This window comes from Kitasatospora hibisci, assembly GCF_043950205.1.
Lineage (GTDB): Bacteria > Actinomycetota > Actinomycetes > Streptomycetales > Streptomycetaceae > Kitasatospora > Kitasatospora hibisci.
Genome location: NZ_CP171642.1, coordinates 4,897,595 through 4,919,053, shown reverse-complemented (window position 1 = coordinate 4,919,053; position 21,459 = coordinate 4,897,595). Strand labels below are relative to the sequence as shown.

Annotated in this window: 21 protein-coding genes; 2 read left to right on the top strand and 19 right to left on the bottom strand. The window is 70.1% G+C overall.

Annotation, left to right across the window (positions count from 1 at the left end; all coding sequences use genetic code 11):
• Window positions 1-26: 26 nt before the first annotated feature.
• From rpsS to ACF9IK_RS21425, 19 genes are all read right to left on the bottom strand, one after another.
• On the bottom strand, window positions 27-308 hold the full coding sequence (gene rpsS / locus ACF9IK_RS21515; RefSeq protein WP_035848164.1) for a 30S ribosomal protein S19: 282 nt from the start codon (window positions 306-308) through the stop codon (window positions 27-29).
• An 11-nt stretch (window positions 309-319) separates the two neighbouring features.
• On the bottom strand, window positions 320-1,156 hold the full coding sequence (gene rplB, locus ACF9IK_RS21510) for a 50S ribosomal protein L2 (protein ID WP_209414068.1): 837 nt from the start codon (window positions 1,154-1,156) through the stop codon (window positions 320-322).
• A 46-nt stretch (window positions 1,157-1,202) separates the two neighbouring features.
• Window positions 1,203-1,520, bottom strand: a complete 318-nt coding sequence (rplW, locus tag ACF9IK_RS21505; RefSeq protein WP_030280768.1) for a 50S ribosomal protein L23 — start codon at window positions 1,518-1,520, stop codon at window positions 1,203-1,205.
• Window positions 1,520-2,197 (bottom strand): 50S ribosomal protein L4, encoded by a 678-nt coding sequence (gene rplD / locus ACF9IK_RS21500; RefSeq protein ID WP_395295788.1) that lies wholly within the window; start codon window positions 2,195-2,197, stop codon window positions 1,520-1,522. The genes rplW and rplD overlap by 1 nt, the downstream gene beginning before the upstream one ends.
• A gap of 4 nt (window positions 2,198-2,201) precedes the next feature.
• Window positions 2,202-2,849 (bottom strand): 50S ribosomal protein L3, encoded by a 648-nt coding sequence (gene rplC, locus ACF9IK_RS21495; protein ID WP_030263524.1) that lies wholly within the window; start codon window positions 2,847-2,849, stop codon window positions 2,202-2,204.
• A 14-nt stretch (window positions 2,850-2,863) separates the two neighbouring features.
• Window positions 2,864-3,172, bottom strand: coding sequence for a 30S ribosomal protein S10 (gene rpsJ / locus ACF9IK_RS21490; protein WP_012785157.1), 309 nt, complete (start codon window positions 3,170-3,172; stop codon window positions 2,864-2,866).
• A 493-nt stretch (window positions 3,173-3,665) separates the two neighbouring features.
• Entirely contained in the window at window positions 3,666-5,486 is a 1,821-nt protein-coding gene (locus ACF9IK_RS21485) for a hypothetical protein (RefSeq protein ID WP_395295787.1), read from the bottom strand.
• Window positions 5,487-5,600: 114 nt separating this feature from the next.
• Window positions 5,601-6,494, bottom strand: a complete 894-nt coding sequence (locus tag ACF9IK_RS21480) for a glycosyltransferase family 2 protein (protein ID WP_395295786.1) — start codon at window positions 6,492-6,494, stop codon at window positions 5,601-5,603.
• Between the two features lie 131 nt (window positions 6,495-6,625).
• Window positions 6,626-7,003, bottom strand: a complete 378-nt coding sequence (locus ACF9IK_RS21475; RefSeq protein ID WP_395295785.1) for a DUF2304 domain-containing protein — start codon at window positions 7,001-7,003, stop codon at window positions 6,626-6,628.
• On the bottom strand, window positions 7,000-7,689 hold the full coding sequence (locus tag ACF9IK_RS21470) for a glycosyltransferase family 2 protein (protein ID WP_395295784.1): 690 nt from the start codon (window positions 7,687-7,689) through the stop codon (window positions 7,000-7,002). Before ACF9IK_RS21470 ends, ACF9IK_RS21475 begins: the two co-directional genes overlap by 4 nt.
• Window positions 7,690-7,794: 105 nt before the next feature.
• On the bottom strand, window positions 7,795-9,135 hold the full coding sequence (locus ACF9IK_RS21465) for a hypothetical protein (protein ID WP_395295783.1): 1,341 nt from the start codon (window positions 9,133-9,135) through the stop codon (window positions 7,795-7,797).
• A 124-nt stretch (window positions 9,136-9,259) separates the two neighbouring features.
• Window positions 9,260-11,338: a hypothetical protein gene (locus ACF9IK_RS21460; RefSeq protein ID WP_395295782.1), complete on the bottom strand. Its 2,079-nt coding sequence runs from the start codon at window positions 11,336-11,338 to the stop codon at window positions 9,260-9,262.
• Window positions 11,339-11,489: 151 nt separating this feature from the next.
• On the bottom strand, window positions 11,490-11,975 hold the full coding sequence (locus tag ACF9IK_RS21455; protein ID WP_395295781.1) for a GtrA family protein: 486 nt from the start codon (window positions 11,973-11,975) through the stop codon (window positions 11,490-11,492).
• On the bottom strand, window positions 11,975-12,931 hold the full coding sequence (locus tag ACF9IK_RS21450; protein ID WP_395295780.1) for a glycosyltransferase family 2 protein: 957 nt from the start codon (window positions 12,929-12,931) through the stop codon (window positions 11,975-11,977). The genes ACF9IK_RS21455 and ACF9IK_RS21450 overlap by 1 nt, the downstream gene beginning before the upstream one ends.
• A gap of 169 nt (window positions 12,932-13,100) precedes the next feature.
• The gene (gene tuf, locus ACF9IK_RS21445; RefSeq protein WP_395295779.1) at window positions 13,101-14,294 is read right to left on the bottom strand and encodes an elongation factor Tu; all 1,194 of its coding nucleotides are present in this window, start codon (window positions 14,292-14,294) and stop codon (window positions 13,101-13,103) included.
• Between the two features lie 234 nt (window positions 14,295-14,528).
• On the bottom strand, window positions 14,529-16,634 hold the full coding sequence (gene fusA, locus ACF9IK_RS21440) for an elongation factor G (RefSeq protein ID WP_395295778.1): 2,106 nt from the start codon (window positions 16,632-16,634) through the stop codon (window positions 14,529-14,531).
• Window positions 16,635-16,673: 39 nt separating this feature from the next.
• Window positions 16,674-17,144 carry a 30S ribosomal protein S7 gene (gene rpsG, locus ACF9IK_RS21435; protein ID WP_030055803.1) on the bottom strand — a complete coding sequence of 157 codons (471 nt, stop codon included), beginning with the start codon at window positions 17,142-17,144 and terminating at the stop codon, window positions 16,674-16,676.
• A gap of 2 nt (window positions 17,145-17,146) precedes the next feature.
• Window positions 17,147-17,518 (bottom strand): 30S ribosomal protein S12, encoded by a 372-nt coding sequence (gene rpsL / locus ACF9IK_RS21430; protein ID WP_014144289.1) that lies wholly within the window; start codon window positions 17,516-17,518, stop codon window positions 17,147-17,149.
• A 429-nt stretch (window positions 17,519-17,947) separates the two neighbouring features.
• A complete protein-coding gene (locus ACF9IK_RS21425; RefSeq protein WP_395295777.1) occupies window positions 17,948-18,538 on the bottom strand; it encodes a DUF1707 and DUF4190 domain-containing protein in 591 nt (196 codons plus the stop codon).
• Window positions 18,539-18,873: 335 nt separating this feature from the next.
• On the opposite strand from ACF9IK_RS21425, the gene ACF9IK_RS21420 reads away from it, so the two are divergent.
• Both ACF9IK_RS21420 and ACF9IK_RS21415 read left to right on the top strand, forming a co-directional pair.
• Window positions 18,874-20,196: a DUF2786 domain-containing protein gene (locus ACF9IK_RS21420; protein ID WP_395295776.1), complete on the top strand. Its 1,323-nt coding sequence runs from the start codon at window positions 18,874-18,876 to the stop codon at window positions 20,194-20,196.
• Window positions 20,197-20,299: 103 nt separating this feature from the next.
• The gene (locus tag ACF9IK_RS21415; protein ID WP_395295775.1) at window positions 20,300-21,400 is read left to right on the top strand and encodes an ADP-ribosylglycohydrolase family protein; all 1,101 of its coding nucleotides are present in this window, start codon (window positions 20,300-20,302) and stop codon (window positions 21,398-21,400) included.
• Window positions 21,401-21,459: the final 59 nt, after the last annotated feature.

Genomic DNA, 21,459 nt, shown 5'->3' with positions numbered 1-21,459 from the left:
TCGTTCTGGCGGTGAAGCTCAGGCGACTAGCGACGCTTCGACTTGCGGTCGTCCTTGACGTGGCCGCGGAAGGTGCGGGTCGGAGCGAACTCGCCCAGCTTGTGGCCGACCATCGACTCGGTGACGAACACCGGGACGTGCTTGCGACCATCGTGAACCGCGATCGTGTGGCCGAGCATGCTCGGGGAGATCACGGAGCGACGGGACCAGGTCTTGATGACGTTCTGGGTACCCGCCTCGTTCTGAGCGTCCACCTTCTTGATGAGGTGGCCGTCGATGAAGGGGCCCTTCTTGAGGCTGCGCGGCATCTGACCTGCTCCTAGCGCTTCTTGTTGGTCTTGCGGCGGCGCACGATGAGCTTGTCCGACGCCTTGTTCGGGCGACGGGTACGGCCCTCGGGCTTACCCCACGGCGAGACCGGGTGGCGACCACCGGAGGTCTTACCCTCACCACCACCGTGCGGGTGGTCGATCGGGTTCATGGCCACACCACGCACGGTCGGGCGAACGCCCTTCCAGCGCATACGGCCGGCCTTGCCCCAGTTGATGTTCGACTGCTCCGCGTTGCCGACCTCGCCGACGGTGGCGCGGCAGCGCGCGTCCACCAGGCGGATCTCACCGGAGGGCATGCGCAGGTGCGCCATCTTGCCCTCACGCGCCAGCAGCTGGATGCCGGAGCCGGCCGAGCGGGCCAGCTTGGCACCGCCGCCGGGACGCAGCTCCACCGCGTGGATGGTGGTACCGACCGGGATGTTGCGCAGCGGCAGGTTGTTGCCCGGCTTGATGTCGGCCGCGGGGCCGTTCTCGATCCGGTCACCCTGCGTGATGCCGCGCGGAGCGATGATGTAGCGCTTCTCGCCGTCCGCGTAGTGCAGGAGCGCGATGCGCGCGGTGCGGTTCGGGTCGTACTCGATGTGCGCGACCTTGGCCGGCACGCCGTCCTTGTCGTGACGACGGAAGTCGATCACGCGGTAGGCGCGCTTGTGACCGCCACCCTGGTGGCGAGCGGTGACACGACCGGCGTTGTTACGGCCGCCCTTGCTGTGCAGGGGGCGAACCAGCGACTTCTCCGGCGTGGACCGCGTGATTTCTACGAAGTCGGCCACGCTGGAGCCACGACGGCCCGGCGTAGTCGGCTTGTACTTGCGGATGCCCATTTGGCTCTCTCGTCCTCGTCCTAATCGACGATCACGATCTCCCTATTCAGGAGACCGGACCACCGAAGATGTCGATGCGGTTGCCCTCGGCCAGCGTCACGATGGCGCGCTTGGTGTCCTTGCGCTTGCCAAAGCCCGTCTTGGAGCGCTTGCGCTTGCCCTGACGGTTGATCGTGTTGACAGCCTCGACCTTGACCGAGAAGACCGCCTCGACGGCCTGCTTGATCTGGGTCTTGTTGGCGCCCGGCGACACGATGAACGTGTACTTGTTCTCGTCGAGAAGGCTGTAGCTCTTCTCGGAGATGACCGGCTTCACCAGGACGTCACGGGGGTCCGTGAACGTCTTGCTCGTAACGTCGCTCATCAGGCGGCGCTCCCTTCGAGCTCGCCCTCAGCGGCAACGGCCTTGGCGGACGCGGCCGGACCGGCCACGAAACGCTCGAAGGCGGCCTGGGTGAAGACCACATCGTCGGAGACGAGCACGTCGTAGGTGTTCAGCTGACCGGCGTCCAGGATGTGCACGTGCGGCAGGTTGCGAGCGGACTTGAGGCCCAGCTCGTCCGAGCGCTCGACGACCAGGAGGACGTTCTTGCGGTCGGTGATCTTGCCGAACAGGCTCTTGGCGGCCTTGGTCGACGGCGCCTCGGTCGCGGTCACGTCGGTGACGACGTGGATGCGGTTGTGGCGGGCCCGGTCCGTGAGCGCACCGCGCAGGGCGGCGGCGATCATCTTCTTCGGGGTCCGCTGCGAGTAGTCGCGCGGCACGGGACCGTGCACGACGCCACCGCCGGCGAACTGCGGCGCACGGGTCGAGCCCTGACGGGCGCGGCCGGTGCCCTTCTGGCGGTACGGCTTCTTGCCGCCGCCGCGGACCTCGCCACGAGTCTTGGTCTTGTGGGTGCCCTGACGAGCCGCAGCGAGCTGCGCCACGACGACCTGGTGCATCAGCGGAACGCTGACCTTCGCGTCGAAGATCTCGGCCGGCAGCTCGATGCTGCCGGTCTTGTCGCCAGCCGGCGACAGGATGTCAATGGTGCTCATTTCCTCACAGCCCCTTCGCCGCGGTGCGGACGAGGACGAGGCCGCCGTTCGGGCCCGGGACGGCGCCCTTGATGAGCAGCAGGCCCTTCTCCGCGTCGACCGCGTGCACGGTCAGGTTCTGGGTGGTCACACGCTCGTGACCCATCCGACCGGCCATGCGCAGGCCCTTGAACACGCGGCCCGGGGTGGCGCAGCCACCGATGGAACCGGGCGAACGGTGCTTGCGCTGGGTGCCGTGGCCGGCGCCGAGACCCTTGAAGTTGTGACGCTTCATGACACCGGCGAAGCCCTTGCCCTTGGAGGTGCCGGTCACGTCGACCTTGACACCCGCCTCGAACAGCTCGGCGGTGATCTCCTGGCCCAGGGTGTACTCGGACGCGTCCGAGGTACGCAGCTCGACCAGGTGGCGGCGCGGGGTGACACCGGCCTTGGCGAAGTGGCCCGCGAGGGGCTTGTTCACCTTGCGGGGGTCGATCTCGCCGAAGCCGATCTGGACGGCGTCGTAGCCGGCCGGGCTGTCGGCGGTGTGGACCTGGGTCACGACATTGGGCCCAGCCTTGACGACGGTCACCGGAACGATCCGGTTGTTCTCGTCCCAGACCTGGGTCATGCCGAGCTTCTCGCCCAGGATGCCCTTAATCTGCTTAGCCATCTTCGGTGCGCCTCTCAGAGCTTGATCTCGATGTCGACACCAGCCGGCAGGTCGAGACGCATGAGCGAGTCAACCGTCTTCGGCGTGGGGTCGAGGATGTCGATCAGACGCTTGTGAGTACGCATCTCGAAGTGCTCGCGCGAGTCCTTGTACTTGTGCGGCGAGCGGATGACGCAGTACACGTTCTTCTCAGTGGGCAGCGGCACCGGGCCCGCGACCTGCGCACCAGTACGGATCACCGTCTCGACGATCTTCTTCGCCGAGGAGTCGATGACCTCGTGGTCGTAGGCCTTGAGCCGGATGCGGATCTTCTGTCCCGCCATGGCTACTCAGTAGTCCTTTGTGTCGTCTGCTGCTTCTACGGCCGGATTCGTCCGGGTGGACTGTGTCCGGTGGCATCCCCGGGTGGTTACCTTCGACCCACGCGGTCGGGCGTGTCGCACTCCCGCTTGCAAAAAACCGGAAGAGTGTGTCCTCTTCTCGGTGTTCTCGCTGTGAGTCGGTGAGGTCTTGCACCCACCGGATGTCGGGTCGAGGCCCCGCCCACGCTTCCCGGAAGATTCCCGTACGTCCGCCCCGCAGCTGCCGCGGTGTCGACTTCACACCACTGCATTCACACACTTCACGTGAACACATGAACGGCCATCACGGGAACGACGAGTACATGGGACTCGCTTCCGGTCCTCCCGGCGGGAGGCGCGCAGCATCGGCACTCAACCGAGCAACTTGGACATACTGCCACATGGAGCAGCCCGGATGCCAATCGGCCCCGGCGTGGTCCGTACCACACCGGGGCCGCTCAGCCGATCCGCTCCGCTACCAGGGGCGCTTGGAGCCGCAGACCAGGGCCCACTCCTCGGACTTCACGTTGGCGCACCACAGCTGCCCCTTGTCGGGCTCGTTGTTGTACTCCTTGAGCTTGTAGTTCACCGGCGCGCAGTCCGTCGGACCGGCCGGGTCGTACTTGGGGCACTTCCCGTCGCGGTTCACCAGGATGTGCGCACGCCAGGCGTCCGCGCCCATGTCGATGATCTCCGACTTGCCGTCCGGGATGGCCTTCGGGTCGGTCGTCGGCATGTAGCGGTCGGCCGACCAGGAGGCGCCCATGGTCGCGAACAGCGCGAGCGCACAGACCGCGCCCGCGACCATCCGGCCGGTGACCGCCGGGCGGATCGCCCCCGCCACCGGCTTGCCGTCCTCGACCCGCTGGAGGGTGCGGACCCAGCTCGTCCCACGCTGAACGGCGAACATCAGGCCGAGCACGGCGAGGATCATCAGGGCGTACAGGATGATCCAGGTGGTGCGCGGGTAGAGCTGGATCGCCTTGTCCTGGGCCAGGTGCGAGGCGAACCAGAAGCGCAGCAGCCAGGCGCCGATCAGGGTCGCCGCGACCGTCCGGACCGCGATGCTGCGCAGGCCCAGGCCCAGCGCCAGCGCCGCGCCGGCCAGCAGCAGCAGGGTGTAGGCGCTCTGGCCGGCGAGCTCGCCGTGCCACGGCCAGTCGTGGTACGTGAGGCGGCCGGAACGGTCCGAGGCCCAGCCCATGATGTACGCCGGGTCGATGTAGACCGGCAGGTAGGCGTACCGGTCCTTGGCCTGCGCCCCCAGCTTGACCAGCTGGTACAGCAGCGGCGAGGCGACGACGCCGGCACTCAGCACCGTCACGCCGACGAACAGCAGGGCCCGCTTGAGCCGCGCGGCGCCCTGCCGCCACGGAACGACGAACATCGTCAGGACGAAGACCCCGGGGGCCGCCCAGACGAACCAGCCGTTGTACCAGAGGAACATCACGCCGAACGAGCCGCCGAAGCCCAGGGCGCGGAGCACGACCGAGCGGGTCGACAGCTCGTGGGCGCGGCGCAGCTCGCGCAGGGCGCCCGCCAGCATCGGCACCATCACGATCATGGTGACGTGGCTGTACGGGCGGATCGGGTCGAGGAAGAGGATCGCCGACGGGACGGCGATCAGCAGGGCCCAGAACGGACGCAGCAGCAGCCGCCAGGACAGGTAGGCCATCGGGCCGACCAGCGCGCTGCAGATCAGCTGGAGGTCCTTGAGCGCGTAGCCACCGCCGCCGACACCGCCGTAGAAGAGCTTCGACCAGATCGCCAGCGCCCCCGGGAACCCGGGCGGGTAGACGCCGGGAACGCCCTGGCCGCGCAGCATGTCGTTGGCCATGCCGATGAGGTTGCCCGGGTCGCCCTCCTGGCCGCCGAGCCCCCACTGGGTGCCGTTCAGCGCCACCACGATGCCGCCGGCCACCACGCCGGTGGACAGACCCGCGACGGCGGCGCAGACCAGCCGCTGGGCGAGCTGGGCGCGCGCCACGCTGCCGCGGTAGGCGGTGTAGAGCAGCACGGCCAGGACCGGCAGGCCCACCAGCGCCGCGTACTTCTGGATCATGGCCAGGCCGCTGACCTGGCCGACCCGGGCTAGCGGGTTGACGTCGATGCGGGTGCAGAGCAGGGCGAAGCCGAAGGCCGCCACGACCGACACCACCGCCTCGGCGGTGCGGGCCGCCCAGGGCCGGGCCAGCAGGCCCGGAGCCCGCGAGCCGACCGGTTCCGTCGTCACACCGCCCGGCCGGCGCGGCTCCGTGGTGGAGCCGCCGACCGGGTCGGCAGCCAGATCAGTCATGTCAGTCGCTTTCGTGGAGTGGCGCGGATGTGGCGACGGTCAATCGGACGTCGTGGGGGCGCCGCCCGGTCCCCCGGCCTCCGCCGAATGCCTGCTTCGGCGCTGCCCGGGCGGTCAGCCGGTGCGGACGGCCCGTCCCACCATGGCCCCGGCGTGCGCGAAGTCACCGGCGCCGAGTCGGCCGGCCGCCACCATCAGCGCGTGCAGACGCGAGGACAGGTGCAGGTCGGCGGAGCGGGCGGCGGCGTTCCAGCCCTTGGCGCGCAGTTCCTTGGCGATCAGCCCGTAGTAGTGCAGCTCCTCGTCGAAGCGCTTGCCGTCCTTCACCCGGGTCGAGGAGTCGCTGGCCTGGTGGCGGCGGTAGCGGAACACCTCGCGCTCGTCGACCAGGAGGTTGCCGCCCTCCATCAGCATGTCGACCATGAAGGCCAGGTCGTGGATGGCGTCGATGTCCGGCCGGTAGGGGATCTTCGACAGGGCGGACTGGCGGTAGGTGAGCGAGGGTGTGTACAGCCAGTTGCCGGAGAGCAGGCTCTTCACCGCCTCCTCGCCGCTGATCACGCCGGCCTTGCGGGCCGGGGCGCTGATCTTGCGCTTGACCTTGTCGCCGATGCCGACCGAGGTGAGGATCGTGCCCTCGCTGTCCATCACCCGCACCCCGGGCTGGACCGCGATCGCCTTCGGGTCGGCCCGCAGGCGCTCCAGGACGACGTCGAGGTAGTCCGGCTCCAGAAGGTCGTCGGCACCCATCATCGAGACGAACTCGCGCTCGGCCAGGGTCGAGGCCTTGTAGGTGTTCCCGTTGGGGCCCAGCCGCTCCTCGTTGCGGACGTAGCGGATCCGCTCGTCGCCCAGGCTCTCGATGTACTCCAGCGCCCGGAAGCCCGGGTACTGGTCGTCCACGATCGTCAGCCGCCAGTCCTCCTGGTGCTGCGCCCGGATGCTGTCGATGGTGGCGAACAGGTACTCCGGGTCGCCGTAGTACGGAATGACGAAATCGACGCTCATGGCGGCGCCGCACCTCCTGGTCTTGATCGCGCTTCGGTGCACCGGCGCGCCTGCCCGGTGACGCGAAGAGGAACGGTACCCCGCACGGGGGTCCCGTTCTCTCGTCGGTGTCCTCGCCCGGCGGGCCCGGGTCAGCGCTCGGAGCTGACCGGGACGTCGAGGCGGTCGTTGTTGTGGCGGATGCCCTCGGTGATGGCCACCGTGCGCGCCAGGTCGGTGATCTTCTTCTCCAGCGAGCGGAAGCGCAGGTAGGTGTTGAGCGTCAGGAAGCCCATGGCGATCACCATCAGGTACAGCACCAGGTCGGTGCCGCGGCCCACGCCCAGGGCGGTGGCCAGCTTGGTCACGCCGGTCGGCCACAGGATCGCGACGATGTTCGCGACCACGAAGAGCGAGAAGGCGATGCGCTTCCACGCCCTGGTGTTCGCGGCGTCCCAGCGCCGGACGAACAGGAGGGCCATGGCCACGGCGGCCACGACGAGGATCAGCTGAATCCAGAGGTGGTTCATCGGCGGTTACGCTCCCGCAGCGAGATGTCGAAGAGGATGTTGACGCCATTGATCAGGGACTGACCCTTGGCGCGAGAGTAGTCGGTGTACAGGATGTCCACCGGCAGCTCGGCGACCCGCAGATCCGAGCCGGCGAGGAAGGAGACGATCTCCGAAGCGTGGGCCATGCCGTTCATGGTGATCCGGATGCGGCCGGCGGCCTCGCGGTTCATGACGCGCAGACCGTTGTGCGCGTCGGTGAGCTTCAGCTTGCGGGCGGTGGGGCTGACCGCGGCGGCCGTCCGCAGCACCACGCGCTTGATCCACGGCACCTGGCCGGTCTGCTCGATGAAGCGGGAGCCGAGCACGATGTCGGCCTCGCCCTGGCGCAGCAGCGCCACCATCTTCTCGACGTCGCCGGTCTGGTGCTGGCCGTCCGCGTCGAAGGTCGCGAAGTACTCCGCGCCCTGCTGCTCCAGCGCGTACTTCAGACCGGTCTGCAGCGCGGCGCCCTGGCCGAGGTTCACCGGGTGGCGGACGAGGTGCGCACCGGTCGTCATGACGTGCTGCGCCGTGTCGTCGGTGCAGCCGTCGTCCACCACGACGATGTTGGGGAAGGTCTTGCGTGCCCCTTCCACGACCTCGGCGATCACCTGGCCTTCGTTGTAGGCCGGGATCACCAGCCAGACGTTGTCGTACTCGGACACAGGGGCTCCATGCTTGGCGATCGGCACGCCGGTGCGTGCCTGGGTCGGTCTGTCGTCGGTGCTGCTCATGGGCGTCGTCGGCCAGTCACAGTCGGGTCCTCACCGTCACGGGGTGCGCAGCGGCTCGGTCGCCCGGTCCCCGTCCGGGCGCGGGCGGGCGTCGCCGGACGGGCGGGGACGGGAGGGCATGGCGCGGTACAGGGCCCACAGCATCAGCACGGCGCTGACCGCCGCACCGGCCAGGTAGGCGAGCTCGGCGCGCAGGCCGACGGCACCGGGGGCGCACGCGACGGCCACCAATGCTACGGAACCCGCGGCCCAGCCCACCAACTGGAGGCGGTGCTGCGAGCGCGACATCAGGGCCTGGCCGAAGACGGTGGCCAGGACGTAGCAGAGCGTCCCGAGGACCAGCCAGGTGAAGTCGAGCGGGCCGAGCAGGTCCTTGGCGTTGAAGAGCAGCGGGTTGAGCCAGGCACCGAGCGCGATGACCGGCAGACCGCCGCCGATGCACATCGCCGCGACCACCGCGGTGGTCCGGGTCAGCACCTTGCGGAACTCGCTGTGGTCCCCCGCCGCGGCCGCGCCGGAGAGCGCCGAGACCATCGAGGCCTGGAGCGCGCTGTAGGCGAAGAGCGGCACCCGGGCCATCACCACGGCCTGGCCGAGCGCGAACACCAGCGCGTCGGAGGCCTCGGAGTGCCTGGGGGCGAGCAGGCGGACGCAGACCACGGTGGCGTTGACCACCAGCTGGGAGAGCATCACCGAGGCGATCAGCAGGCCCAGGCCGCCGGTGAGTTCCTTCCAGGCCACCTCGGGGCCGGGTGCCCGGTCGGCCAGGATTCCGCGCAGGCCGATCAGGGCCGCCACGACCGGGGCCACCACCAGGATCAGGCCGAAGGCCAGGGCGGAGTGCAGCCCGGCCACGGCGGTCAGCGCGGCCAGGCCGATCCGCAGGGCGCCGTCGACGGCCAGCTGGGTGCCGTACGGGCCGAACAGGCCGAGGCCGGCCAGGGCGCCGCGGGAGACGGAGCTCACCGCGAGGCCGGCCAGCCCGCCGGCGAGCGCCAGCACGAGCGAGCTGTCGCCGCTGAAGAGCAGGTCGGCGATCGGGCGCGCGGCGGCGGCCAGGACGCCGCAGGCACCGGCCAGGATCGCCAGCGCGAGCAGCAGCATCCGCCGGACGGCGGGCAGTGCGCCGGCTCCGGCCACCTTGCGGGCGGCCACCAGCCTGGTCAGCTCCAGCTCGACCGGCTGGAACAGCCCCCAGCCGACCGACATGACGATGGTCCAGAGCATCGTCACCCGGGCGGCCCCGGCGGTGCCGAGGCTGTAGCCGACGAGCGCCATGTAGACGTACGCCGAGGCTCCGAGCACAACCGTGCCACCGACCACGAGCCGGGCCCCCGGGGGGAGAATCCCGAGCAGCTTGGCGATCGGGTTCTTCATCACATGATCACCGAGTTCACCGGCCGACCTGGGCTCCCGTCTCCGCACGCGGTCGGCCCCCTCCGTGCGATTGCTGTGAATAGTAGCGGGTCACCGTGAATGGCCGGTGACCCTCCCGGGGCCGTCAGCCACCGGGGAAGGTGCGCTTCCACGGTTCGGTCCAGAGGTTCTGAGGATCGCTCAGCACCGTCACCTTGACGCCCTGGGCGGCCAGGTCCCGCTTGATCCGATCACCCACGGGGCGATCGGCGGTCACGATCGTCGGCGGGGCCGGCAGCTTGGCGATGAACTCCTTCAGCTTGCCGACCGACTTGCGGTAGTCCTCCTCCTTGGGGGACGGACCGCCGATGCCGATGTGCGGGTGCATGTCGTACAGCGCGGCCATGTCGCCGCCGCGCCGGTTGAGCAGCGAGGCGAGCCAGGTCGCCTTGAGGTTCTTGTAGTCGTCGTTCGCCACCAGGAAGACGACCGGTCCGGTCACACCGGGAAGCTGCAGCGCCTCGGCGCCCTTGGGGCCCATGTCGCTGCGCCACTCGCCGCGACCCCAGGCCACCAGCGGGTTGGCGTACCAGTCGGCGCGCTTGTCCTTGGTGCTGAGGAAGCCCCACTGGACGCCCGCGAAGAGGCTGAGCGCGGTGGCGACGGTCAGGACGGAGACGACCAGCTCGCCGGCCCGCCGCGGCAGCGTCCGGGCGCTCCCCCGGTACTGGCCCTGCAGGACGACGCCGACCGCGCCGAGTGAGACCAGGCTCACCACCACGCCGACGCCGGTCATCTTGTGGAAGTAGTAGGAGTACCGCTGGATGGTGTGCAGCTGGTACAGCGCGAAGGCGCTCAGCAGCGCGCCGGTGCCGAGCAGCACCGCCAGGTGCGCCTGGCCGGTGGCCGTACGGCGGTTACGCGGCATCACCGCGGCCAGCAGGCCCAGCAGCCCGCCGCCGATCAGCACCGAGTTGTCCGCGCTGACGGACGGGCCGTTCATGTTGGAGGCGCTGGCCACGTCCAGGTCGCCCATCAGCGAGAGGGCGCTCGGCAGTGCCGCGACACCGAGCGTCACCACCAGCGCGCCGAGCACCCAGGGCCAGCGGCCGGCGAACCTGCGGCGGTGCACGACGAGCGCGCCGAACAGCGCGACGCCGGCGAACGCGCCGTAGATGTTGTACGCGTAGGTGACCGTGATCATGCCGGCGGCGCCGGCCAGCAGGAACTCGCCCACCCCCATGGCCGGGCGGACGGCGACCGCGAGCGTCAGGGTCACGAAGAAGAGCCCGATGAAGGTCGAGTCGAAACCGTGGGCGAGCAGGTCCAGATAGTTGGTCGCCAGCATGACGGCGCCGACGGTCGCGCAGACCGCGGTGCACCGCCAGCCGCGCAGCCGCGGCCCGCCGATCCAGCGGGCGGCCCAGACCAGCCCGCCGCAGAACAGCGCGTAGCAGACCAGCAGGTACAGGAAGTAGCGGTTGACCGTGTAGATCATCGCGCCGGGGTCGGCGGAGGAGTGGACCAGCGCGTCCACCCAGGCCAGCAGGAAGTGCGAGCCCTGCGGGTAGGTCACCTCGGACGGCGGGATGAGGTACGCCTTGGCCGCCTCCTGGTGGAGGAAGTTGAAGCCGCCGACGCCCTGGATGCCGGAGAAGAAGGAGAAGTGCGCGAGCCGGTCCTCGGAGGTGGCGAACAGCGCGACGCGCTCGGCCGCCGTCTCCCCCATCAGCGGGTGGAAGAGGTAGCGGCCCACCACCGCGACGGTGCCCAGGACCAGGAGGTCCGATCCGCGGAAGCGCAGCGGCAGCCGCGGGCGCCGGCGCGCGAGCCAGCCGCCGACCGAGATCAGGGTGAACATCACCCCGGTGGTCGGCACCGGGGCGAGGCCCCACGGCCAGAGCGAGTACAGCAGGCCGAGGGTGAGCACCGAACCGGCCACGATCAGGCCGGCGATCACCAGGCGGTCCAGCAGCACGCCGCCGGTGCGGATCACGACGGCGACCGCCAGAACGAGCAGCGGCAGGAGCAGGACGCCGAGGTGCACCGCCACCAGTCCGGCCGGCACCAGCCAGGACAGCAGCACGGCCAGGGCCAGGTGGAGCGGGTTGCGCCGGGGCGGCTGGGCCCCGGCCCGGCTTCTCGGCCCGACGGGTCCGGCCGGCTCGGCCGGCTGTTGCCGGCTCCGAGCTCCTGTGGTCAGCTCGGACTGTGCGGTCGACACGCGGAGTGCCCCTTCGGTCGGATCTCCGCCATCGCCCCCCTCTGGGCCAGGCGGGCCCCCCGTCCACCGAAACGACACAACAGCGCACGGGTAGGCTACAAAGGGCAATCATATAGACAGCCTGCGTCCCCGAACGATCGCGGGGACGCCGTCAACTGTCCGACTGCCCGGACGGCTTGCTCCGGAAGACCCAGACCTTCAACAACAGGAACCGGGCCACGGTGGCGAGCCCGTTCGCGGCCACCAGGCCGGCGACCTCCACCACCCGGGACGCGTCCGGGACGGCGAGGTCGAGCAGGGCGAGCGCCCCGGCGCTGAGGCCGAGACCGATCAGGAAGGCCACCGCACCCTGGAGCTGATGACGAATCATCCCCTCCGACCCGGCGATCCCGAAGGTGAAACGCCGATTGGCGGCCGTGTTGGCGACCGCGCTGACGGCGAGTGCGATCAGGTTGGCGGCCTGCGGGCCGGTGAACCAGCGCGCGACGACGAACAGCAGCAGGTAGAAGAGCGTGCTGAGGACGCCGATGACCAGGAACGAAGGGAGCTGACGCCGGGTCGATCCGCTCGCCGGCGACGCGGCGGGCGCGGGGGCGGGCGGCGAGGGGGGCGGCGTCGGGCCGCCGGCGGACGCCATCAGGCCCGCCCCTCCGACTCGTCGTCGGCGGAGTCGTAGCCGACGAAGTAGGCCGGCCGGGCCTGGACGGCCGAGTAGATCCGGCCGACGTACTCCCCGAGCAGGCCGACGCAGACCAGCTGGACGGCACCGATGAAGAGCATCCCTATGAACAGCGACGACCAGCCCGGCACCGTCGAGCCGAGCGCGTACTCGACGGTGGTGTAGACCGCCAGGCCGATGCAGACCAGGAAGCTCAGCAGGCCCAGCCAGGTGGCCAGCCGCAGCGGGCTGGCGGAGAAGTTGGTGATGCTGTCGAGGGCGAGCCGGAGCATCTTGGACAGCGGGTAGTGGGTGCTGCCGGCCACCCGCTCCTCGCGCACGTAGACGACCTCACCGCTCGGGAAGCCCAGCCACGGCACGAGCATCCGGTAGACCGGCTGCTGCTCGGGCAGCGCCTTCAGCGCGTCGACCGCGGAGCGGCTGAGCAGCCGGAAGTCGCCGGCCTGGTTGGGCATCCGCTTGCCGACCAGCTTGCGCATCAGCCAGTAGTACGCGCCGGCCGTGTGGCGCTTGAAGAAGGTGTCGGTGCCGCGGTCCCCGCGCACCCCGTAGACGATGTCGAGGTTCTGCTCGCGGGCGAGCGAGAGCATCTCGGGGATCTTCTCGGGCGGGTCCTGCAGGTCGGCGTCGATGGAGACCACGTGGTCGCCGAAGGCCCGGTGGATGCCGGCGGTCAGCGCCGCCTGGTGCCCCGAGTTGCGGGCGAATCGCACGATGCGGAACTCGGGCCAGTCCTGCCGGATCTTCTGCATCAGCACCGGGGTGGCGTCGGTGCTGCCGTCGTCGACGCCGACGACCTCGTAGGTGACGTCGAGCCCGTCCAGGATCGGTCGCAGTCGCTCGACCGTCAGCGGCAGCGCTTCCTGCTCGTTGTAGATCGGTATCACGATCGACAACTGGGGAGCCGTGGGCATGAGCTGGTCCCGCTTTCCGCTGCTGGGCTTGGTTTCGGCAAAGATAGCAGCCGCCTCTGAGCGGTCCGTGAAGGCCGATGAGGCGCTGGTGAGAAGCCGAAGGGCCCCGCACACCGGGGTGTGCGGGGCCCTTCGGATGCCTGTGGAGCAGGCAGGTCTAGATCGTCAATTACTTGATGATCTTGGTGACCTGGCCGGCGCCGACGGTGCGGCCACCCTCACGGATGGCGAACTTCAGGCCCTCCTCCATGGCGATCGGCTGGATCAGCACGACCGACATGGCGGTGTTGTCGCCCGGCATGACCATCTCGGTGCCCTCGGGGAGGGTCACGACGCCGGTCACGTCCGTGGTACGGAAGTAGAACTGCGGGCGGTAGTTGTTGAAGAACGGGGTGTGGCGGCCACCCTCGTCCTTCGACAGGATGTAGGACTGGGCCTCGAACTCGGTGTGCGGGGTGACCGAGCCCGGCTTGATGATGACCTGGCCGCGCTCGACGTCCTCGCGCTTGATGCCACGGAGCAGCAGACCGACGTTCTCACCGGCCTGGCCCTCGTCGAGCAGCTTGCGGAACATCTCGATGCCGGTGACCGTGGTGGTGGTCTTGGCTTCCTTGATGCCGATGATGTCAACGGTCTCGTTGACCTTGAGGATGCCGCGCTCGATGCGACCGGTGACGACGGTGCCACGACCGGTGATCGTGAAGACGTCCTCGATCGGCATCAGGAACGGCTGGTCCACGGCGCGGGCCGGGGTCGGGATGTTCTCGTCGACCGCGTGCATCAGGCCGAGGAGCTTCTCGCCCCACTCCTTGTCGCCCTCCAGCGCCTTCAGCGCGGAGACGCGGACGACCGGCAGGTCGTCGCCCGGGAACTCGTACTCGGAGAGGAGCTCACGGACCTCGAGCTCGACGAGCTCCAGGATCTCCTCGTCGTCCACCATGTCGGCCTTGTTCAGGGCGACGACGATGTAGGGGACGCCGACCTGGCGGGCCAGGAGGACGTGCTCCTTGGTCTGCGGCATCGGGCCGTCGGTGGCGGCGACGACGAGGATCGCACCGTCCATCTGGGCCGCACCGGTGATCATGTTCTTGATGTAGTCCGCGTGACCCGGGCAGTCAACGTGGGCGTAGTGACGCGCCTCGGTCTGGTACTCGACGTGCGCGATCGAGATGGTGATACCGCGCTGCCGCTCCTCCGGCGCCTTGTCGATCTGGTCGAACGGCGTGAAGGGGTTGATCTCCGGGTACGCGTCGTGCAGCACCTTGGTGATGGCCGCGGTAAGGGTCGTCTTACCGTGGTCGATGTGACCGATGGTGCCGATGTTGACGTGGGGCTTCGTCCGCTCGAACTTCGCCTTCGCCACTGCAGTCCTCCTGAGGACAGTTCTGTACGCCGTGCTGACGTCAGTTGGTCTTTGATCGGGTTGGGTACGGGGTGCCGGAGCACCCCATGCCGTCCCGCGGGTGGGGGCCGGAGGCCCCCGGGAGAATCCGGCTGGATCCTCCCGGGTTGTCTCCTAATAGCCTAAGGGTTCGCAATCGTCCCGAATGTCGGGACGTACTGCGGCCTCGGATAAGGGGCCGGCTGGCGCCGGTCCTTACTCGCCCTTGGCCTTGGCGATGATGTCGTCCGCCACGTTCCGCGGAACCTCGGCGTACGAGTCGAACTGCATCGAGTAGCTCGCGCGACCGGAGGTCTTGCTGCGCAGGTCACCGACGTAGCCGAACATCTCGGAGAGGGGCACCAGCGCCGTGACGACGCGGGCACCGTGACGCTCGTCCATGGACCGGATCTGGCCACGGCGAGAGTTGATGTCGCCGATCACGTCGCCCATGTAGTCCTCGGGCGTGGTGACCTCGACGGCCATCATCGGCTCAAGAAGGACCGGCTTGGCCTTCTTGGCGCCTTCCTTGAAGGCCATCGAACCGGCGATCTTGAACGCGAGCTCGGAGGAGTCGACGTCGTGCGCCGCACCGTCGAGCAGCTTCACGCGGACACCCTGGAGCGGGTAGCCGGCGAGCACACCGAACTCCATGGCCTCCTGGCAGCCGGCGTCGACCGACGGGATGTACTCCCGCGGCACACGACCACCGGTGACCAGGTTGACGAACTCGTAGCCCTCGGTCTGCTCGAGCGGCTCGATCGCGATCTGCACCTTGGCGAACTGACCGGAACCACCGGTCTGCTTCTTGTGGGTGTAGTCGATGCGCTCGACGGCCTGGCGGATCGTCTCGCGGTACGCGACCTGCGGCTTGCCGACGTTGGCCTCGACCTTGAACTCACGGCGCATACGGTCGACGAGCACCTCAAGGTGCAGCTCGCCCATACCCGCGATGATGGTCTGGCCGGTCTCCTCGTCCGTGTTGACCTGGAAGGACGGGTCCTCCTCGGCGAGACGCTGGATGGCGACACCCAGCTTCTCCTGGTCACCCTTGGACTTGGGCTCGATCGCGACGCGGATGACCGGGGCCGGGAAGTCCATGGACTCCAGGATGACCGGGTTCTTCTCGTCGGACAGCGTCTCACCGGTGGTGGTCTGCTTCAGGCCCATGACGGCGATGATGTCGCCGGCGCCCACCGAGTCGATCTCCTCACGCTTGTTCGCGTGCATGCGGTAGATCTTGCCGATGCGCTCCTTCTTGCCCTTGACGGCGTTCAGCACCGAGGTGCCGGACTCCAGGCGGCCCGAGTAAACCCGGACGAAGGTGAGCTTGCCGAGGTGCGGGTCCGACATGATCTTGAACGCGAGCGCGGCGAGCGGCTCGTCGTCCGAGGCCTTGCGGGAGATCTTGACGGTGTCGTCGCCCGGCTTGGTGCCCTCGATGGACTCGATGTCCAGCGGGGACGGCAGGTACTTGACGACGGCGTCGAGCAGGGGCTGAACGCCCTTGTTCTTGAACGCGGTGCCGCAGAAGATCGGGGTGAAGTCCGAGTTCAGCGTGCCCTTGCGGATCGCGTCCTGCAGCAGCTCGACCGGGATCTCCTCGCCCTCAAGGGCGAGCTCCATGATCTCGTCGCTGACGTTGGACACGGTGTCGATCAGCTGCTCGCGGTACTCCGCGGCCTGCTCCTGCAGGTCGGCCGGGATGTCGACGACGTCGTACATCTCGCCCTTGGCGGCCTCGGCGGACCAGACCAGCGCCTTCATGCGGACCAGGTCGACGACGCCCTGGAAGTCCGACTCGGCACCGATCGGCAGCTGCATGACCAGCGGGGTCGCGCCGAGGCGGTCCACGATGGTCTTGACGCAGAAGAAGAAGTTCGCGCCCGTGCGGTCCAGCTTGTTGATGAAGCAGATGCGCGGGACGCCGTAACGGTCAGCCTGCCGCCACACGGTCTCGGACTGGGGCTCGACACCCGCGACACCGTCGAACACCGTCACGGCACCGTCGAGCACGCGCAGCGAACGCTCCACCTCGACGGTGAAGTCGACGTGGCCCGGGGTGTCGATGATGTTGATGGTGTTGTCGACGCCGTCGACCGTCCAGTGACAGGTCGTCGCGGCCGACGTGATCGTGATGCCGCGCTCCTGCTCCTGCTCCATCCAGTCCATGGTGGCAGCGCCATCGTGGACCTCACCGATCTTGTACGAGACACCGGTGTAGAACAGGATCCGCTCGGTGGTGGTGGTCTTGCCCGCGTCGATGTGGGCCATGATCCCAATGTTGCGGACCCTGGCCAGGTCAAGGGAGGTTGCAGCCATGGTGGCTCGTTCTCTCTCTGTCTAGTGACGGGGTACGGACTACCAGCGGTAGTGCGCGAAGGCCTTGTTGGACTCGGCCATCTTGTGGGTGTCCTCGCGACGCTTCACGGAAGCGCCCAGACCGTTGCTGGCGTCGAGGATCTCGTTCATGAGGCGCTCGGTCATGGTCTTCTCGCGACGGGCGCGGGAGTAACCGACCATCCAGCGCAGCGCCAGGGTGCTGGCGCGGCCCGGGCGGACCTCGACCGGAACCTGGTAGGTCGCGCCACCGACACGGCGGGACTTGACCTCGAGGGCCGGCTTGACGTTCTCCAGCGCGCGCTTCAGCGTCACGACCGGGTCGGAGCCGGTCTTCTCACGGACGCCCTCAAGGGCGCCGTAGACGATCCGCTCGGCGGTGGAGCGCTTGCCGTGCAGCAGGATCTTGTTGACCAGCTGGGTGACGACCGGGGAGCCGTAAACCGGGTCGATGATGACCGGGCGCTTCGGGGCGGGGCCCTTACGAGGCATTCTTACTTCTCCTTCTTGGCGCCGTAGCGGCTGCGGGCCTGCTTGCGGTTCTTGACACCCTGGGTGTCGAGCGAACCGCGGATGATCTTGTAGCGGACACCAGGAAGGTCCTTCACACGACCACCGCGCACCAGCACGATGGAGTGCTCCTGCAGGTTGTGGCCCTCGCCCGGGATGTAAGCGGTGACCTCGATCCCGCTGGTGAGGCGCACACGGGCGACCTTGCGGAGAGCCGAGTTCGGCTTCTTCGGGGTGGTCGTGTACACACGCGTGCAGACCCCACGGCGCTGCGGGGAGCCCTTCAGCGCGGGAGTCTTGTTCTTCTCGACCTTGTCCTGCCGGCCCTTTCGGACCAGCTGCTGGATCGTAGGCACCGTTTCTCCGTTTTCTGTGTGCCAAGGCTTGGTGGAACTAACCTGCGGTGTTCCCGTCGCACACGGCCCCGTGGTCGACCCACGCGGTCGGGTGTGTTGGGCTTATTCCGGCACGGAATCCCATGGGCTGCTGTACAGCGACGGCGCTCACGCGCGGCGCGCCGAAGAGGCGCTCCGGCTTGGCGCGGCGACCGGTGTGCATGCACGCACAAGGACCCGGGGACACCCCAGGCACAAGGTCAGAGCGTACCTAGCGCATCGGGCGCGGTCAAAACAAATGGAACGCCGCAGGTCGCGGCCGTCGGCCGGGTGTCGCGCGGGTGTCCCGCGCGCGGCCGCCCGGTGTCGGGCCGCTCCTCATGCCGCTCTATCACACCTCGGCGGTGCCCGCCACCGGAAGCGCCACCGGGGCGGCGGCCGACGCCGGGCTCAGCCGACCGAGAGCACCACCAGCATGAAGAGGCTCCACATCACGCACTCCAGGTAGCCGAGGACCAGACCGACGGTGGCCATCGCGTCGCCGTCCTCGTTGCGCTCGCGGATCTGGCCCTTGGCGATGTGGCCGGCGATCACCGCCGGCAGCCCCAGCCCGACCAGGCTGAGCACCAGCGAGGCGATCGCGGCGCCGTTGGTCGGCCGCGACGGCGGCGGTGGGGGCGGCAGGAAGGTCTGCGGCACCGGCGCGCCCGCCATCGTCATCGGCGTGACCATCGGGCCGGACGGCAGGTCGGCGACCAGCCGGGCGAGCTCGCCGTAGGTCTGCGCAGAGCTCGCGGCCTCGAAGCGCTGACCGTACTCGTCGGCGGAGAGCCGCCCCTCGGCGTACGCGGCCTTCAGCACGTCCACCGTGCGGTCCCGGTCCGTGTGCGCGGCCCGCATGGCCGCCTGCGGCACGTGCGGTGCCGGCGGCACGTGCGGTGCCTGCGCGGGCTGCCACGGCTGGGCATACGGCTTGACCGGCACGTGCGGCGGTGGCGCCCCGTACCCGGAGCCCTGCTCGCCCCACGGCTGAACGGCCATCCGACACCTCCGACACCCCGGCGCGCCCCGCGCGCTCACTGCCCTTCATAGTGCAGGACGAACCCGGGCCCTGAGTAGTTGCCACTTTGCGCAGCCGTCTCCGGGCCGGTCCCGCGCCCCACCCGCACGGACGGCTCCGGCCCGCTGTCCGGCGTTCGCGGCACCGTCCCGGGACCCCGCCGAGGCCGGGCCGGGCCGGGCGCAGGGCACCGGGTGCGGCACCCCGGCCGCCCGTGCGGGGCGCCCGCTCCGGTCTCCGGGCCAGGCGCTCCGGCATCATGGGCGGGAGGCTGTCCTGACCGCAGGGCGGGACGAGCGACGAGGGCAGGCACACCGTGGGCAGGCGCAGGCAGCAGGGGCAGGCCGGGGCGGACGGGGGCGCGGCGCCGCTGCTGGACCAGGCGGTCCGGGCGGTGCTGACCGCACCCGAGGACGGGCTGGACCTCGCCCTGGACACCGGCGCCTCGTTGCTGGCAGCCGTCCCGGCCCAGTGGCCGGCGGTGAGCCGGGCGCTGCTCGGGTACGCGAACACCGCGGTCGGGCGCTGCTGGTCGGCGGGCTGGCGGCCGGCCGACCTGGCCCGGGTGGTCCGGCGGGAGCTGAAGCCGGTGCACCTGGCGCTGGCGGTGGACCTGATCGCCGCCGAGGGCCGGCGCCACCCGGCGGCCGTCCTGGACCGGCGCTGGCAGGAGCAGCTGCGCGAGCTGGAGGCCGAGGTCTGGTGGCAGGGCGACGAGGCGTACCTGGCCGCCTTCGCCCACTGGCACCGGCTGGACCGCTTCGCGCTGGCGACGACGGCACTGGAGCTGCTGCGGACGTGGGGCCGGCTGCCCCCGATCGCACCGGTCGGCCCGGCCCCCGGGCCCGGCGGCCGGGCCGGGGGCGCGCCCCGGGTGGAGCAGCGGGCGCAGGGGCCGGTGCCGGGTGAGCCGCGGATGCTCTCCCGGATCCGGGCGCTGCTGGCGAAGGCCGAGTCCACCGAGTACCCGGAGGAGGCCGAGGCGCTGACCGCCAAGGCCCAGCAGCTGATGGCGCAGCACAGCATCGACGAGGCGCTGCTGGCGGCCGTCGGCACCGACCGGAACGCCCCGGGGGCGCTGCGGATCGGCGTGGACAACCCGTACGAGGGCCCGAAGACGATGCTGCTGGACGCGGTGGCGGCGGCCAACCGGTGCCGGGTGGTCTGGGCGAAGGAGTTCGGCTTCTGCACGGTCGTCGGCTTCGACGGCGACCTGGACGGCGTCGAGCTGCTCTACACCTCGTTGCTGGTGCAGATGACGCACGCGATGCAGAAGGCGGGCTCCCGTCAGCACCTGGACGGCGCCTCGCGCACCAAGGCGTTCCGGCAGTCCTTCCTGGTGGCGTACGCGGCGCGGATCCGCGAGCGGCTGACCGCCGCGACCGAGCGGGTCACCGAGGACGCGGCGGCCGGGCGGCACCTGCGCGAGGACGGCACCGAGGAGCACCTGGTGCCGGACGAGCGGCTGCTGCCCGCGCTGGCGGCCCGCACCGAGGCGGTGGACCAGGAGGTGGGGCGGATGTTCCCGAAGCTGGTCTCGCAGCGCGTCCGGGTGAGTGACGGCGAGGGCTGGGTGGCGGGCCGTGCGGCGGCCGACCGGGCCGCTCTGCACGGCCGGGCCGGGGAGATCCGCCGGTAGCGGGCGGATCCCGGGGAGATCGGGGTCGTCCCGGCCGGGACGGTCCGGCGGCCGCGGGCCGGCCTGATAGAACGGACTCCGGGACGAACGAGGGGGAGCGACGGTGACCGAGCCCAAATACCCGGACCGGGTGCGCGGCGCGCTGCTCGGCGGCGCGGTCGGCGACGCCCTGGGCTGGCCGGTGGAGTTCCAGCAGCTGCACCAGATCCGCGGGCAGTACGGCCGGGCCGGCGTGGCCGGGCTGCCGTCCGGCGGCCGGATCGCCGAGGTCACCGACGACACCCAGATGACGCTGTTCACCGCCGAGGGCCTGATCCGCGGCTTCGTCCGCGGCTGGTCGGGCGGCGGCGGCTCGGTGCCGGAGGCCGTGCACGGCGCTTACCGGCGCTGGCTGCTGACGCAGAACCAGGGCGCGCCGGACCGCCACCCGCTCCCCCGCCCGTACGACGGCTGGCTGCTGCGGCAGCCGTTCCTGTACGCGCGGCGGGCGCCGGGCAACGCCTGCCTGACCGGGGTGTCCTATCACCCGGAGTTCGAGGCGCCGGCCCCGTTCGGGCAGCCCGGGCCGATCAACGCACACTCCAAGGGGTGCGGCACGGTGATGCGCTCGGCGCCGTTCGGGCTGGCCCGGCTGGGCGCGGAGCAGTCCTTCGGGCTGGCGGCGCAGTGCGCACAGCTGACCCACGGGCACCCGACCGGCTACCTGGCGGCGGGCGCGTTCGCGTCGCTGGTGGAGCGGCTGGCGGACGGGGTGGAGCCGTGGACGGCGGTCGGGCTGACCGTCGAGCAGACCCGGGACTGGCCGGCCTCCCAGGAGACCGTCCAGGCGCTGGCGAGGGCCGTCCGGGTGGCCGAGGAGGCCGAGCCGTCGGCGGAGGCGGTCGAGCGGGTCGGGCTCGGCTGGATCGCCGAGGAGTGCCTGGCCATCGCGGTGTACTGCCTGCTGGCCACCGCCTCGGGACCGGACCCGGCCGGGAGCGCGCTGCTGCTGTCGGTGAACCACTCCGGGGACAGCGACTCCACCGGTGCGGTCTGCGGCAACCTGGTCGGCGCGGCGTACGGCGCCGCCGCCCTGCCGACGGCCTGGACCGACGCGGTGGAGGGCAACGAGACGCTGCTGCGGGTCGCGGACGACCTGCTGGTGTTGTTCGGCAGCCGGGAGCCGGCCCACCCGGCGCTCGGCGACCGGTACCCGGCCTGGTAGCGGCCCCGGTCGGCCCCGGTCGGCCCCGGTCGGCCCCGGTCGCGGGCCGAGGGGTCCCG